This window comes from Saccharothrix hoggarensis, from assembly GCF_052936025.1.
Genome location: NZ_CP193624.1, coordinates 6,174,849 through 6,188,453, shown reverse-complemented (window position 1 = coordinate 6,188,453; position 13,605 = coordinate 6,174,849). Strand labels below are relative to the sequence as shown.

17 protein-coding genes are annotated in these 13,605 nt (G+C 72.1%); all 17 read left to right on the top strand.

Features of this window, described 5'->3' with window-relative positions; genetic code table 11:
- Positions 1-159: 159 nt before the first annotated feature.
- Positions 160-702, top strand: coding sequence for an AAA family ATPase (locus tag ACRAKH_RS27940; RefSeq protein ID WP_380724771.1), 543 nt, complete (start codon positions 160-162; stop codon positions 700-702).
- Between the two features lie 55 nt (positions 703-757).
- The gene (gene ffh, locus ACRAKH_RS27935; RefSeq protein ID WP_380724769.1) at positions 758-2,302 is read left to right on the top strand and encodes a signal recognition particle protein; all 1,545 of its coding nucleotides are present in this window, start codon (positions 758-760) and stop codon (positions 2,300-2,302) included.
- A complete protein-coding gene (locus tag ACRAKH_RS27930; protein WP_380724767.1) occupies positions 2,299-3,375 on the top strand; it encodes an amidohydrolase family protein in 1,077 nt (358 codons plus the stop codon). The genes ffh and ACRAKH_RS27930 overlap by 4 nt, the downstream gene beginning before the upstream one ends.
- A gap of 170 nt (positions 3,376-3,545) precedes the next feature.
- A complete protein-coding gene (locus ACRAKH_RS27925) occupies positions 3,546-4,256 on the top strand; it encodes a CPBP family intramembrane glutamic endopeptidase (RefSeq protein WP_380724765.1) in 711 nt (236 codons plus the stop codon).
- Positions 4,257-4,265: 9 nt separating this feature from the next.
- Positions 4,266-5,048 (top strand): CPBP family intramembrane glutamic endopeptidase, encoded by a 783-nt coding sequence (locus ACRAKH_RS27920; protein WP_380724764.1) that lies wholly within the window; start codon positions 4,266-4,268, stop codon positions 5,046-5,048.
- Entirely contained in the window at positions 5,045-5,824 is a 780-nt protein-coding gene (locus tag ACRAKH_RS27915; RefSeq protein ID WP_380724763.1) for a LamB/YcsF family protein, read from the top strand. Before ACRAKH_RS27920 ends, ACRAKH_RS27915 begins: the two co-directional genes overlap by 4 nt.
- 153 nt (positions 5,825-5,977) lie before the next feature.
- A complete protein-coding gene (rpsP, locus tag ACRAKH_RS27910; RefSeq protein WP_380724762.1) occupies positions 5,978-6,418 on the top strand; it encodes a 30S ribosomal protein S16 in 441 nt (146 codons plus the stop codon).
- Complete coding sequence (locus ACRAKH_RS27905; RefSeq protein WP_015104447.1) at positions 6,415-6,654, top strand: RNA-binding protein; 240 nt, start codon at positions 6,415-6,417, stop codon at positions 6,652-6,654. Before rpsP ends, ACRAKH_RS27905 begins: the two co-directional genes overlap by 4 nt.
- Before the next feature lie 8 nt (positions 6,655-6,662).
- On the top strand, positions 6,663-7,181 hold the full coding sequence (rimM, locus tag ACRAKH_RS27900) for a ribosome maturation factor RimM (RefSeq protein ID WP_380724761.1): 519 nt from the start codon (positions 6,663-6,665) through the stop codon (positions 7,179-7,181).
- A 64-nt stretch (positions 7,182-7,245) separates the two neighbouring features.
- Positions 7,246-7,989, top strand: coding sequence for a tRNA (guanosine(37)-N1)-methyltransferase TrmD (trmD, locus tag ACRAKH_RS27895; RefSeq protein ID WP_380724760.1), 744 nt, complete (start codon positions 7,246-7,248; stop codon positions 7,987-7,989).
- Positions 7,990-8,166: 177 nt separating this feature from the next.
- Positions 8,167-8,526, top strand: coding sequence for a 50S ribosomal protein L19 (rplS, locus tag ACRAKH_RS27890; protein ID WP_380724759.1), 360 nt, complete (start codon positions 8,167-8,169; stop codon positions 8,524-8,526).
- A gap of 34 nt (positions 8,527-8,560) precedes the next feature.
- On the top strand, positions 8,561-9,463 hold the full coding sequence (gene lepB / locus ACRAKH_RS27885; protein ID WP_380724758.1) for a signal peptidase I: 903 nt from the start codon (positions 8,561-8,563) through the stop codon (positions 9,461-9,463).
- A 16-nt stretch (positions 9,464-9,479) separates the two neighbouring features.
- On the top strand, positions 9,480-10,382 hold the full coding sequence (gene lepB / locus ACRAKH_RS27880) for a signal peptidase I (RefSeq protein WP_380724757.1): 903 nt from the start codon (positions 9,480-9,482) through the stop codon (positions 10,380-10,382).
- A gap of 9 nt (positions 10,383-10,391) precedes the next feature.
- Positions 10,392-11,186, top strand: a complete 795-nt coding sequence (locus ACRAKH_RS27875; protein ID WP_380724756.1) for a ribonuclease HII — start codon at positions 10,392-10,394, stop codon at positions 11,184-11,186.
- On the top strand, positions 11,186-11,509 hold the full coding sequence (locus tag ACRAKH_RS27870; RefSeq protein ID WP_015104440.1) for a DUF2469 domain-containing protein: 324 nt from the start codon (positions 11,186-11,188) through the stop codon (positions 11,507-11,509). The genes ACRAKH_RS27875 and ACRAKH_RS27870 overlap by 1 nt, the downstream gene beginning before the upstream one ends.
- A gap of 206 nt (positions 11,510-11,715) precedes the next feature.
- Positions 11,716-12,069: a YraN family protein gene (locus tag ACRAKH_RS27865; protein ID WP_380724755.1), complete on the top strand. Its 354-nt coding sequence runs from the start codon at positions 11,716-11,718 to the stop codon at positions 12,067-12,069.
- Positions 12,069-13,580, top strand: a complete 1,512-nt coding sequence (locus ACRAKH_RS27860; protein ID WP_380724754.1) for a YifB family Mg chelatase-like AAA ATPase — start codon at positions 12,069-12,071, stop codon at positions 13,578-13,580. Before ACRAKH_RS27865 ends, ACRAKH_RS27860 begins: the two co-directional genes overlap by 1 nt.
- Positions 13,581-13,605 lie beyond the last annotated feature (25 nt).

Below are 13,605 nucleotides of genomic sequence, written 5' to 3'. Positions count from 1 at the left end.
GCAAGCTTCCCACCGTGGCAAGCGAATCCGCCCCCGAGGGGGGTGGGGCGGAGGACGTGGCGCCACGGTCGGTCGGAGGCGGCCCATCGAGGGGTTGGGCCGCCTCCGACCGCCACCGGAACTCGTGGTCGTCCGGAACGTCTCTTTAGTATGGATGCGATGACCGCTGTCGCCGTGAGGCCGCGCTCGCTGATCGTGCTGGCCGGACTGCCGGGAGCGGGTAAGTCGACGCTGCTCGCCACCGCCGACACGGGTGGCGAGCCCGCCGTCGTGCTGGACTCCGACCAGGTGCGGACCCGGCTGCGGGCGCTGTTCCCGAAGGCCGTTCCGTACCGCGTCTACCGCCCACTGGTGCACCTGGTGCACCGCCTCCGCATCCTCTGGTTCGCGATCACCGCGAGCGGCCTGCTGCTGGTGCACGAGCCGTCCACCCGGCCGTCCACCCGCGCGGGGCTGGTCGCCGTGGGCGCGCTCACGAACCGGCCGCGGCACTTCCTGTGGCTCGACGCCAGCGCCGAGGAGGCGCTGTCGGGGCAGGTCAAGCGGGGCAGGCTGATCCGCTCCCGGTCGTTCGCCCGGCACGTCCGCCGCGCCGCGAGGCTCCGCGCCCGCTTCGCCGCCGGGGCGCCGCCGCGCGGCTGGCACGGCCTGACGCTGCTGACCCGCGGTGACCACCTGCGGCTGTCGGTGGCGCCGGCGTGAACGGCTACCCTGAGGAGCAGGAACCAACCGACGACGTGCGAGGTCTGGCGGCAACGTGTTCAACACCCTTTCCGACCGGCTCACCTCGGTCCTGCAGAACCTGCGGGGCAAGGGGCGGCTGTCCGAGGCCGACATCGACGCGACCGCGCGCGAGATCCGGGTCGCGCTGCTGGAGGCGGACGTCGCGCTGCCCGTGGTGCGCACGTTCATCGCGAAGGTCAAGGAGCGCGCCAAGGGCGCCGAGGTCAGCCAGGCCCTGAACCCGGCCCAGCAGGTCGTCAAGATCGTCAACGAGGAGCTGGTCGGCATCCTCGGCGGGGAGACCCGCAGGCTGAACCTGGCGAAGAACCCGCCGAGCGTGATCATGCTCGCGGGCCTCCAGGGCGCCGGCAAGACGACCCTGGCGGGCAAGCTCGCCAAGTGGCTGAAGGGCCAGGGCCACACCCCGATCCTGGTGGCCTGCGACCTCCAGCGCCCCAACGCCGTGACGCAGCTCCAGGTGGTCGGCCAGCGCGCCGGCGTCCCGGTGTTCGCCCCCGAGCCCGGCAACGGCGTGGGCGACCCGGTCGACGTGGCCCGCAAGGGCATCGAAGAGGCCCGGCGCGCCCAGCACGACATCGTCGTGGTCGACACCGCCGGCCGCCTCGGCGTCGACGAGGAGATGATGCGCCAGGCCGCCGACATCCGCGCCGCCGTGCAGCCCGACGAGGTGCTGTTCGTGGTCGACGCGATGATCGGCCAGGACGCGGTGAACACCGCGACCGCGTTCGCCGAGGGCGTCGGCTTCACCGGCGTGGTCCTCACCAAGCTCGACGGCGACGCGCGCGGTGGCGCGGCGCTCAGCGTCCGCGAGGTCACCGGGCAGCCGATCCTGTTCGCCTCGAACGGGGAGAAGCTGGAGGACTTCGACGTCTTCCACCCGGACCGGATGGCGAGCCGCATCCTGGGCATGGGCGACATGCTCACCCTGATCGAGCAGGCCGAGCAGGCGTTCGACGCGGACCAGGCCGAGGCCGCCGCGATCAAGATGGGGTCCGGCCAGCTCACGCTGGAGGACTTCCTGGAGCAGATGCTGGCCCTGCGCAAGATGGGCCCCATCGCGAACCTGCTGGGCATGCTGCCCGGCGCGGGCCAGATGAAGGACCAGCTGGCCAACCTCGACGAGAAGCACCTCGACCGGGTCCAGGCGATCATCCGGGGCATGACCCCGGCCGAGCGCGACGACCCGAAGATCATCAACGCGTCGCGCCGGCTCCGCATCGCCAACGGCTCGGGCGTCCGCGTCAGCGACGTGAACGACCTGGTCAACCGCTTCTTCGAAGCGCGCAAGATGATGAGCCAGATGGCCGGCCGGTTCGGCCTGCCCGGCGGTGGCGGCAAGAACACGCGCAAGGGCAAGGGCAAGAAGGGGAAGAAGGGCAAGGGCCGCGGCCCGACGCCGCCGAAGGTGCGCGGCGGCTTCCCCGGCATGATGCCGGGCATGCCCGGGATGCCCGGGATGCCTCCCCAGGGCGGCATGCCCGAGCTGCCCCCCGGCCTGGGCGGCCTCGACCAGCTGCCGCCCGGCTTCGACCCGTCGAAGTTGAAGTTCGGCAAGTGAGCGGGCTGCACCTGCGGGGCGTGGTCCTCCCGGACGGTGGCGACCCGCGAGACCTGTGGGTGGTCAACGGCCGCGTGCGGACCCGTCCCGTGCCGGGCGCCACGACCGTCGTGACCGGCGGCTACCTCGTCCCCGGCCTGGTCGACGCGCACTGCCACGTCGGCCTCGGCCCGAAGGGCGCGGTGGACCTGCCGGAGGCGTTCGAGCAGGCGCTCGTCAACCGCCGCGCGGGCACGCTGCTGATCCGCGACTGCGGCTCGCCGCTGGACACCCGCCCGGTGCAGGAGCGGCTCGACCTGCCCCGCCTCATCCGCGCGGGCAGGCACATCGCCCGGCCCAAGCGGTACATCAAGTACCTGGGCGTCGAGATCGAGGACCCGGCCGACTTGCCGGCCGCCGTGGCGGAGCAGGTCGCCGAGGGCGACGGCTGGGTCAAGCTCGTCGGCGACTGGATCGACCGCGACACGGGCGACCTCGCGCCGCTGTGGACCGAGGACGTCCTCACCGAGGCGATCAAGGTCGCGCACGAGAACAAGGCCAGGGTCACCGCGCACGTGTTCGGCGAGGACGCCCTCCCCGCCCTGCTCAACGCGGGCATCGACGGCATCGAGCACGGCACCGGCCTCACCGACGACACCATCGCGCAGATGGCCCGCAACGGCACGGCGCTGGTCCCGACCCTGATCAACATCGAGAACTTCCCGTCGATCGCGGCGGGCGCGGACAAGTACCCGGCCTACCAGGGCCACATGCGGCACCTGCACGCGCGCAACACCGACACCATCGCCAAGGCCGTCGAGGCGGGCGTGCCGGTGTTCGCGGGCACGGACGCGGGCGGCGGCATCGCGCACGGCCGGATCGTGGACGAGGTCCAAGCGCTCCACCGGGTCGGCATGACGCCCACCCAGGCCCTCGGCGCGGCGTCCTGGGCGGCCCGCGAGTGGCTGGGCTTCCCGTCGCTGACCGAGGGCGCGGCGGCCGACATCGTGGTCTACGACGACGACCCCCGCGAGAACCTGGAAGCGCTGCGGCACCCCCGGCTCGTCATCCTCCGCGGCCGCGTCCACAGCTGAGCACGGCCCGGCCGGACGGCGCCCGCACCCGGCGTGACCACCGACAATCCTGCGAAAAGCGTCCCTGACCGAAATTCTTGCTCCGCCGGGGGAACGTCGTGCCGCCGTCAGAGTGATCTTGAGCGGACTCCCGCGTCACCCGCGCTCACCGGACCACTACGTTCGGACGAGTGGAGGATCAGCGAGACCGGGACACGGGCCGAGCGCACTGGGGGTTCCTGGCGTTCTTCACCGGGCTGGCGGGCTACCACGTGGCGGTCCTGGTCTTCACCGCCGCGACCGCCGACCGCTTCGCCGAGATCGACATCACCGACCCGCCCGTCCTGGGCCCGCTGCTCCTGCTGGTCTTCCTGCCGAACGTGCTGCTCGGCCTCGGGCCGGTGGTCGTCTCCTGGGTCAAGGGCGACGGCCCCGGCCGTGACTTCGGGCTGCTGCCCACCCTCCGCGACCTGAAGGTCGGCGTGGCCGCCGGCGGCGTGGCGCTGCTGGCCGCGTGGCTGCTCGGCGCGCTGCTCCTGCGCCTGAACCCGGACGGGTCCGGCTCCCTGGACCACATCGAGGCCCTGTCGGGCGGCCGGACCGTCTGGCTGGCCGCCGCAGCCCTGTTCGTCTTCATCGGCGCTCCCCTGACCGAGGAGGTCCTGACCAGGGGAGCGCTGTGGCAGGCTCTCGCGCACTACAAGATCCCCCGGATCGCGATCCTGGCGCTCACCGCGCTGGTCTTCGCCTTCCTGCACGAGGAGAGCTGGCGCATGATCAGCCTCTTCGCCCAGGGGCTGGCGATCGGCGCGGCCCGCATGATCACCGGCCGGGTGGCGTCGAGCGTCGTCGCCCACGCGACGAACAACCTGCTTCCCGCCGTCTACCTGTACACCGGCTGATTAGGGTGAATGGCTGTGACACCACCGGATGGACCTCCGCCAGGCCTGATCGCCAGCGTGCGCGCGGTCGGTCGCGAGCCGGAGCCGGTGCGCCCCGGCCAGCGCTGGGGCTTCGGCGCGTTCCTGCTCGTGGAAGCCGTTTTCATTCTCAGTGCGGTGTTCATCACCGCCGTGGCCCGCACGTCGGGCACGGATCTCGGCGCGTCGGTCGCCTTCCTCCTGGTCGGCTCGATGCTCCCGACGGTCCTCGCCGCGGCCGTCGCCGTCACCATCACGTACGTGCGCGGCAACGGCCCGTTCCAGGACCTTCGGCTCGCCTGGGACTGGGCTGACGTCAAGGTCGGCCTCAAGCTCGGCGCGCTCGGCCTGGTCCTCACGTACGTGGCCGCCGTCGTGTGGTCGAAGCTGGTCGGCGACCAGAACGCCACCTCCGCCATCGGCGAGCTGGTGGACGGCGCGGCGCTGCCCCTCACCGCCGCGATCGTGATGTTCCTCTACGTGTGCTTCGTGGGCCCCGTGTGCGAGGAGATCGTCTACCGCGGCCTGCTGTGGGGCGCGATCGAGCGCCAGCGCTGGAGCCGGTGGGCCGCGTTCGTGCTCACCACGCTCATCTTCGCGGCCGGCCACCTCGAACCGCTCCGGACGTCGCTGCTCATCGTCATCGCGCTGCCGATCGGCATCGCCCGCCTCATCACCCGGCGGCTGACGGCGAGCGTCGTCGCCCACGTGATCAACAACTTCCTGCCCGGCCTGACCCTCCTCCTCGTCTCCATCGGGGTGATGCCCGCGTGACCACCGGCCCGAACACCCGTTCCCTCGACCTCAACAGCGACCTCGGCGAGGGCTTCGGCATCTGGCGCCTCGGTGACGACGAAGCCCTCCTCGGCGTCGTGACCAGCGCCAACGTCGCCTGCGGCTTCCACGCGGGCGACCCGTCCACCATGCGCGAGGTGTGCCGGCGCGCCGCGTCCGCGGGCGTGGCGGTGGGCGCCCAGGTGTCGTACCGCGACCTGGCGGGCTTCGGCCGCCGGTTCATCGACGCCGACCCCGCCGAGCTCGCCGACGAGGTGCTGTACCAGATCGGGGCGCTCGACGCGTTCGCCAAGGCGGCGGGCACCAGGGTCGCCTACGTCAAGCCGCACGGCGCGCTCTACAACGCCACCGTGCACCACGACGCCCAGGCCAGGGCCGTGGTGGACGGCGCCAGGGCGTTCGGCGACCTCCCCGTCCTCGGGCTGCCCGGCTCCCGGCTCCTCCACCACGCCGAGCGGGCCGGCCTGCGCCCGGTCCGGGAGGCGTTCGCCGACCGCGCCTACACCCCCGACGCCACGCTCGTGCCCCGGTCCCAGCCGAACGCCGTGCTGATCGGCACGGACGCCGTGGTCGCGCAGGTGCTCCGGCTCGCCGAGCGCGGTGAGCTGGTCGCCGTCGACGGCGCCGTCCTCACCGTCGAGGTCGACTCCGTCTGCCTGCACGGCGACACGCCGGGGGCCGTCGAGCACGCGCGGGCGGTGCGCGCGGCGCTGGCCGACGCGGGCGTCGCCGTGGCCCGATTCGTGGCCGAGTAGACGCGTCTGGCAGAATGGCTGGTTGTCCGCCGAGGTCGGTCCCTCTCACCGTGCCGTGGCGCCCCAGACACTGGGCTTTCACCACCCGTGCCCCACTCGGGTGAGGACTGCCCGCACCTGAGCACATCGAGAGCACGAGGAGCACCCACACCCGTGGCCGTCAAGATCAAGCTTCAGCGGCTTGGCAAGATCCGTCAGCCGTACTACCGGATCGTCGTCGCCGACGCCCGCGTCCGCCGCAGCGGCAAGGCGATCGAGACGATCGGCAAGTACCACCCCAAGGAAGAGCCGTCGTTCATCGCGGTCGACAGCGAGCGCGCGCAGTACTGGCTGGGTGTCGGCGCGCAGCCGACCGAGTCCGTCCAGCGCCTGCTGGAGATCACCGGTGACTGGCAGAAGTTCAAGGGCCTGCCGGGCGCCGAGGGCACGCTGAAGGTCAAGGAGCCGAAGCCGAGCAAGGCGGACCTGTTCGCCGCCGCGCTGGCCGCCGCGGGCGACGCCCCGTCGACCGAGGCGACGACCCCGAAGAAGAAGTCGGCCAAGAAGGCCGCCGACGCCGAGCCCGCCCCCGAGGCTGCCAAGGACGAGGCGTGAGCTTGTTGGCTGACGCCCTCGAACACCTCGTTCGGGGCATCGTCGACCACCCGGACGACGTCCGGGTGAACCTGGTCACGACCCGGCGCGGTCGCACGCTGGAGGTCCACGTCCACCCGGACGACCTCGGCAAGGTGATCGGCCGCAGCGGCCGCACCGCGACCGCGCTGCGCACCGTGATGGCCGGCATCGGTGGTCGTGGCGTGCGCGTCGACGTGGTCGACACCGATCGCTGATCGCGCACATGGACGTCGTCGTCGGCCGCGTGGCCAAGGCGCACGGGATCAGCGGCGAGTTGGCCGTCGACGTGCGCACCGATTCACCCGCGACCCGGTTCGCGCCGGGCTCCGTGCTGGCCGCCAAGCTGCGCGACGGCACGTCCCGGAACCTCACCGTCACAGCCGCCCGGAACCACTCCGGGCGGCTGTTGGTGCGTTTCGAGGAAGTGCTGACGCGTGACGTGGCGGAGACGCTGCGGGGCACGCTCCTGCTCGCCAGCACGGAAGACCTGCCTCCGACGGGCGACCCGGACGAGTTCTACGACCACGAGCTCGAAGGGCTCACCGCGGAGCTGACCGACGGCACGAAGGTCGGCACCGTGCTGGAGGTCGTGCACGGTCCGGGCGGCGAGCTGCTCGTGATCCGGCGCGAGGGCGGCGGCGAGGCCTTGGTGCCGTTCGTGCGGCAGATCGTGCCCACGGTGGACGTCAAGGGCGGGCGCGTGGTCGTCGACCCGCCCGAGGGCCTGCTCGATGCCGACTGACCCGACGCCGGTCGACCAGGGCCAAGCCGATCAAGCCCAGTCCGGTCGAGGGCAGGCCGGTCCCATGCGCATCGACGTCGTCACGATCTTCCCGGAGTACCTGGACCCGCTCCGGGCCGCCCTGCTGGGCAAGGCCGTCGACAAGGGCCTGATCAGCATCGGCGTGCACGACCTCCGGCGCTGGACGCACGACGTGCACAAGGCCGTGGACGACAGCCCGTACGGCGGTGGTCCCGGCATGGTCATGAAGCCGCAGGTGTGGGGCGAGGCGCTGGACGAGGTCTGCACCCCGGCCACCCGGCTCGTCGTCCCCACGCCCGCGGGCCGGCCGTTCACCCAGCGGCTCGCCCACGAGTACGCCGCCGAGGAGCACCTGGTGTTCGCCTGCGGCCGGTACGAGGGCATCGACCAGCGGGTCGTGGACGACGCGTCCCGCCGGATGCGCGTGGACGAGGTCTCCATCGGCGACTACGTCCTGGTCGGCGGCGAGGTCGCCGTGCTGGTCGTGGTCGAGGCCGTGGCCCGGCTGCTGCCGGGCGTGCTGGGCAACCCGAAGTCGGCCGCCGAGGACTCGTTCTCCGACGGCCTGCTGGAGGGGCCGAGCTACACGCGGCCCGAGGTGTGGCGGGACCTCGCCGTGCCGGAGGTGCTGCGGTCGGGCAACCACAGGGCGATCGACCGCTGGCGGCGCGACCAGTCGTTGCGCCGTACCCGGGAGCGCCGTCCCGACCTGCTCGACGCCCTCCCGGAGGGCGCGCTGGACAAGCACGACCGCAAGCTGCTGGACGAGTTGGAGGCGTCGGACTAGGTGCGGTGCCAGGGGCGATTTCACCCGGCCGCACCTCGTCTGGCACACTGGACAGGTTGCTGCACCCGGTTCTACTCATCCGGCGTGCGCTAGGCCCGCCCCCGCGCGTGTGTGACTTGAGTTCGACCGCGCCCTGGGGGAGTACGCATTACACGTGAGGACGAGGACGGACCACCGATGAACACCCTGGACGCTCTTGACGCCCAGTCGCTGCGCTCCGACATCCCCAGCTTCCGGCCGGGCGACACGCTGAAGGTCCACGTCCGCGTCATCGAGGGCTCCCGCGAGCGGGTCCAGGTGTTCCAGGGCGTCGTGATCCGCCGCCAGGGTGGCGGCATCCGTGAGACCTTCACCGTCCGCAAGGTCTCGTTCGGTGTCGGCGTCGAGCGCACCTTCCCGGTGCACTCCCCGAACATCGCCGAGATCGAGGTCGCCTCCCGCGGCGCCGTCCGCCGGGCGAAGCTGTACTACCTCCGCGACCTGCGCGGCAAGGCCGCCAAGATCAAGGAGAAGCGCGAGGCCAAGCCGGCCTCCTGACGCCGGGCTCACGCGGAACCAGTAGCCTGCCCACGTGGCAGACCCCGTGCACCGCTCCGCTGACGAAGACGATCAGGATCCCGCGGCCGAGTCCATTGCGGACCCGGCTGCGGGAACCAAGTCGAAGAAGGACAAGAAGAAGCCGCCGTTGTGGCGCGAGCTGCTCGTGCTCGGCGCCACGGCCCTCGTCCTGACGATCCTGATCCAGACGTTCCTCGCGCGGGTGTACGTGATCCCGTCGCAGTCGATGGAGGAGACCCTCCACGGCTGCCCGGGGTGCAACAACGACCGGGTCCTGGTCGACAAGCTCGTCTACGACTTCACGGACATCGAGCCGGGCGAGGTCGTGGTGTTCCGCGGCCCCGCGGCGTGGAACAACAACGACTTCGCGTCCGTGCGCTCGGACAACCCCGTCGTGGCCGCCCTCCAGTCGGCGGCGTCCCTGGTCGGCCTCGCGCCGCCGGACGAGCGCGACTTCGTCAAGCGCGTCATCGCCGTCGGCGGCCAGACCGTCGAGTGCTGCGACGACCAGCACCGGGTGAAGGTCGACGGCAAGCCGCTGGACGAGCCGTACATCTACTGGCAGCCCGGCACGTCGCCGGAGAACCACGACCCGTTCGAACCGGTCAAGGTTCCCGAAGGACACCTCTGGGTGATGGGTGACAACCGCACCAACTCCACCGACTCCCGCAAGCAGGGCGGTGGCGGCGTGGCGGGCACCGTGCCGGAGGACCACGTCATCGGCAAGGCGCGCGTGATCGTGCTGCCGCCGTCGCGCTGGCAGGGCATCGGCGACCACAACCCGCAGGCCCTCGCGATCGGCGCGCCCGCGTGGCAGAGCGCCGTGCCCGCCGGGGCCGGGCTGGCCGCGGCGTGGCCCCTGGTGCTCCTCGGCCGGAAGCTGCGCAAGCGGTTGACCAGGGCCTCACAGGCCTGATCGGTACGCTGACCGGGTGGTAGACGTCGCACCGTCCCGTGGCTCCTCCGACGAGGGGGACGCGGAGCACGAGGACAAGGTCGAGCAGTGGCGTGCCCGCGCGCGCAAGACCGCCAGGCGCAAGGGCTCGTTCTGGAAGGAACTGCCGATCCTGGTCGGGGTCGCGGTGCTGCTCGCCGTGCTGATCCAGGCGTTCCTGGCGAAGGTCTACATGATCCCGTCGGAGTCGATGGAGCAGACGCTGCACGGCTGCTCGGACGGCTGCTTCGGCGACCGCGTCCTGGTGGACAAGCTGACCTACGACTTCAGCGAGCCGGAACCCGGCGAGGTGGTCGTCTTCCACGGCCCCGACAGCTGGATCAACCAGGACTTCGTGGCGCCCGAGCCGACCAACCCCGTCACCCGGACCTTCCAGGGGCTCGGCTCGCTGCTCGGGTTCCCGGCGGCGAACGAGGAGGACTTCGTCAAGCGGGTCATCGCGGTCGGCGGGCAGACCGTGAAGTGCTGCGACGACCGCAACCGGGTCGTCGTGGACGGCGAGCCGCTGGACGAGCCGTACCTGTACTGGGCGCCGGGCCGCAGCACCGTGCAGGAGTCGTTCGCCGACCTGACCGTCCCGGAGGGCTACCTGTTCGTGCTGGGTGACAACCGCAACGACTCGTGCGACTCGCGGTGCCAGGGCGACGGCCGCGAGGGCGGGCTGGTGCCCGTCGACAACGTCGTGGGCAAGGCGCGCGTGATCGTGCTGCCGCCGTCGCGCTGGCAGGGCGTGGGCGACCACAACCCGCAGGCCGTGGCCCTCGGCGCGCCCGCGTGGCAGGAAGCGCTGCCCGCCGGCGCGGGGCTGGCGCTGGCGTGGCCGGTGGTGCTGGTGGGTCGCCGGGTGAGGGCGCGCTTCCGGAGCGCTCACCTGAGATAGGGTCGGAGGGTGATCCGCAAGCCCCCACGTGTCCAGGTTCGGCAGACCGCGGGCATCTGGGCGTTCGAGGCCGCACTCGCCCGGCGTGGCCTCGGGCCGGTGGCCGGGGTCGACGAGGCGGGTCGCGGCGCGTGCGCCGGACCGCTGGTGGTGGCGTCGTGCGTGCTCAAACCGGGTGACGGCGCGAAGTTCGACGGGCTCACCGACTCGAAGCTGCTGACCGCGGCGGCGCGCGACCGGATGTACGACCTGGTGCTCAAGCGCGCGCTGGACTACGCGGTGATCGTGATCCCGAGCGCCGAGGTGGACCTGATCGGCGTGCACGTGGCGAACATCGAGGGGATGCGGCGCGCCGTCGCCCAACTGGGCGCGCACCCCGGCTACGTGCTGACCGACGGCTTCCCCGTGCCGGGCCTCACCGCGCCGAACATGCCGGTGGTCAAGGGCGACCGGGTGGCGGCGTGCGTGGCGGCGGCGTCGGTGCTGGCGAAGGTCACCCGTGACCGCATCATGACCGAACTGCACGAAGAACTGCCCGTCTACGGCTTCGACGTCCACAAGGGCTACAGCACCCCGGAGCACGCCGCGGCGCTGGCCGAACACGGCCCGAGTGCGCAACACCGCTGGTCGTATGCGAATGTGGCGGCCGCGGCGCGGCAGCACGGGTTGGAGCCGCCGCACAGGGTGGCGCGCGGCGTGGTTGCCGCCGCCGTGGTCCAGAATGGGTCAACCCCGCAGACCGGCGGTGGCAGGCTCGCGACGAGGAGGGGCGCGGATTCGATGATTACCCGCGCGGAGGCGTAATGAGTGCAGAGGATCTCGAGAAGTACGAGACCGAGATGGAGTTGTCGCTGTACAAGGAGTACCGCGACATCGTCAGCCAGTTCTCGTTCGTCGTGGAGACCGAGCGGCGGTTCTACCTGGCCAACTCGGTGGACGTGCAGGTCCGCAACGCGGACGGCGAGGTCTACTTCGAGGTGCGGATGTCCGACGCGTGGGTGTGGGACATGTACCGCCCCGCCCGCTTCGTGAAGAACGTCCGGGTCATCACCTTCAAGGACGTCAACGTCGAGGAGCTGGACAAGCCCGACCTCAGGCTGCCCGAGGACGGTCCGTTCAACTCCTGACAGCCCGCAAAAGTCGCTGGGGCCTGCCCGAAGGGGTGGGCCCCTTTGCGTTTCCGGGCCGCCCGGCAGCGCTTTCCGCCGACATTTCGCCCGCGGTTGTCCACAGCCCGTCGAGTTGTCCACAGCCGGCCACTGGCCCGTGGACGCCCCTCCACCACCCCGGCAAGGTCGAACCAGGACCGAGTCCGATTCCGGAGGGGTGGAGCATGAGCACAGCGACCGACCTGGGCAAACGCGGCGAGGACGCGGCGGTGCGGTACTTGGAGCACCAGGGCCTCGCGATCCTGGCGCGCAACTGGCGGTGCGACGACGGGGAGCTGGACGTCATCGCGACCGACGGCGCGGGGCTCGTCGTGGTCGAGGTGAAGTGCCGTTCGGGCACCGGTCGGGGCTCGCCCCTGGAAGCCGTGACGCCGGAGAAGCTCGACCGGGTCCGAAGGTCGGCGCTGCGCTGGCTGAGCACCCACCGGATCGGCCGGGTGGACCTCCGCTTCGACGTGATCTCGATCGAGTGGCCGCCGGACGGCCAGGTCCGCCTGCACCACCTGCGAGGTGTGTGATGGCGCTCGCGCGAACGTGGTCGGTGGCGTTGTTCGGCGTCGACGGCGTGCCGGTGGAGATCGAGGCGGACGTCGGCGTCGGGACCGTGCGGACCCAGCTGCTGGGCCTGCCCGACGCGGCGCTGCACGAGTCGAAGGACCGGGTGAAGGCGGCGGTCCGCAACAGCGGGCACGGCTGGCCGTCCCAACGGGTGACGCTGGGTCTGTCCCCGGCGACGCTGCCGAAGAACGGCTCGGGCTACGACCTGGCCCTCGCGTGCGTGGTGCTGGCCGCCGCGCAGGCCATCCCGGCCGACCGGCTGGCGGACACGGTGTTCCTGGGGGAGTTGGCGCTGGACGGCCGGGTGCGCGCCGTCCGGGGCGTCCTGCCCGCCCTGCTCGCGGCGAAGCGGGCCGGTCTGACCCAGGCGGTCGTCCCCGTGCCCGCGCTGCCCGAGGCAGCCCTGGTGGAGGGCCTGACCGTGCAGGGCGCGGCCACGCTGGCCGAGGTCCTCGCCTGGCTGACCGGTGCCGGCGGCCTCCACGCCACCACCCCGGCCGAGCCGTCGCCGCCGCCGGACGGACCGGACCTGGCGGACGTCATCGGCCAGCCGGAGGCCCGGTGGGCGCTCGAAGTGGCCGCCGCCGGTGGTCACCACCTCCTCCTGTCCGGCCCGCCGGGCACCGGCAAGACGATGCTGGCGCAACGCCTGGCCGGCCTCCTGCCGCCGTTGTCGCGGGAGGAGGCGTTGGGCGTCACGGCGGTGCACTCGATCGCCGGCCTGCTCACCCCGGAGGCGCCGCTGGTCTCCACCCCGCCGTTCGTGTCGCTGCACCACTCGACGTCCGCGGTGGCGTTGATCGGCGGCGGCAGCGGCATGGCGAAGCCCGGCGCGATGAGCCGCGCCCACCGCGGCGTGCTGTTCCTGGACGAGGCGCGGGAGTTCGGGTCGGCGAAGCTGGAGGCGCTGCGCACGGCGTTGGAGGAGGGGGAGGTCCGCCTGGCGAGGCGGGACGGGATCGCCCGCTACCCGGCGAGGTTCCAGCTGGTCATGGCCACGAACCCGTGCCCGTGCGCGCCGCCGAAGGACATCGACTGCACGTGCCTGCCGGCGGCCAGGAGGCGTTACGAGACCAAGCTGTCCGGCCCGCTGCTGGACCGGGTGGACCTCCGGGTCGTGATGCGCCCCCTGACGGCCATGAGCGCGGTCGAGGTGTCCGCGCCGGAACCCACCGCCGCGGTGCGCGAACGCGTGCACAAGGCCCGCACCAGGGCCGCGGAACGCTGGTCGGACCACGGCTGGCTGACGAATGCCGAGGTGCCGGGCCCCGCCCTCCGCCGCGACTTCGCCCTGCCCCGCTCCACCACCTCGATCCTCGACCGCGCCCTGTCTCGGGGCGTCCTGACGGGCCGAGGCTCGGACCGTTGCCTCCGCGTGGCGTGGACCCTGGCCGACTTGGCGGAGGTCGACCGTCCGACACCGGACCACGTGGCGGCGGCCTTGGAGTTCCGCGAACGGAGGATGTCGTGACCGCCTCCGGGAAGCTTTGCGCCCG

Excerpts from the sequence above, each read along its gene's own strand:
- trmD (WP_380724760.1), top strand. The coding sequence starts at position 7,246 with ATGCGCATCGACGTCGTCACGATCTTCCCGGAGTACCTGGACCCGCTC.
- rplS (WP_380724759.1), top strand. The coding sequence starts at position 8,167 with ATGAACACCCTGGACGCTCTTGACGCCCAGTCGCTGCGCTCCGACATC.
- ACRAKH_RS27865 (WP_380724755.1), top strand. The coding sequence starts at position 11,716 with ATGAGCACAGCGACCGACCTGGGCAAACGCGGCGAGGACGCGGCGGTG.
- ACRAKH_RS27870 (WP_015104440.1), top strand. The coding sequence starts at position 11,186 with ATGAGTGCAGAGGATCTCGAGAAGTACGAGACCGAGATGGAGTTGTCG.
- ACRAKH_RS27920 (WP_380724764.1), top strand. The coding sequence starts at position 4,266 with ATGGCTGTGACACCACCGGATGGACCTCCGCCAGGCCTGATCGCCAGC.
- ACRAKH_RS27860 (WP_380724754.1), top strand. The coding sequence starts at position 12,069 with ATGGCGCTCGCGCGAACGTGGTCGGTGGCGTTGTTCGGCGTCGACGGC.
- rimM (WP_380724761.1), top strand. The coding sequence starts at position 6,663 with ATGGACGTCGTCGTCGGCCGCGTGGCCAAGGCGCACGGGATCAGCGGC.
- ACRAKH_RS27940 (WP_380724771.1), top strand. The coding sequence starts at position 160 with ATGACCGCTGTCGCCGTGAGGCCGCGCTCGCTGATCGTGCTGGCCGGA.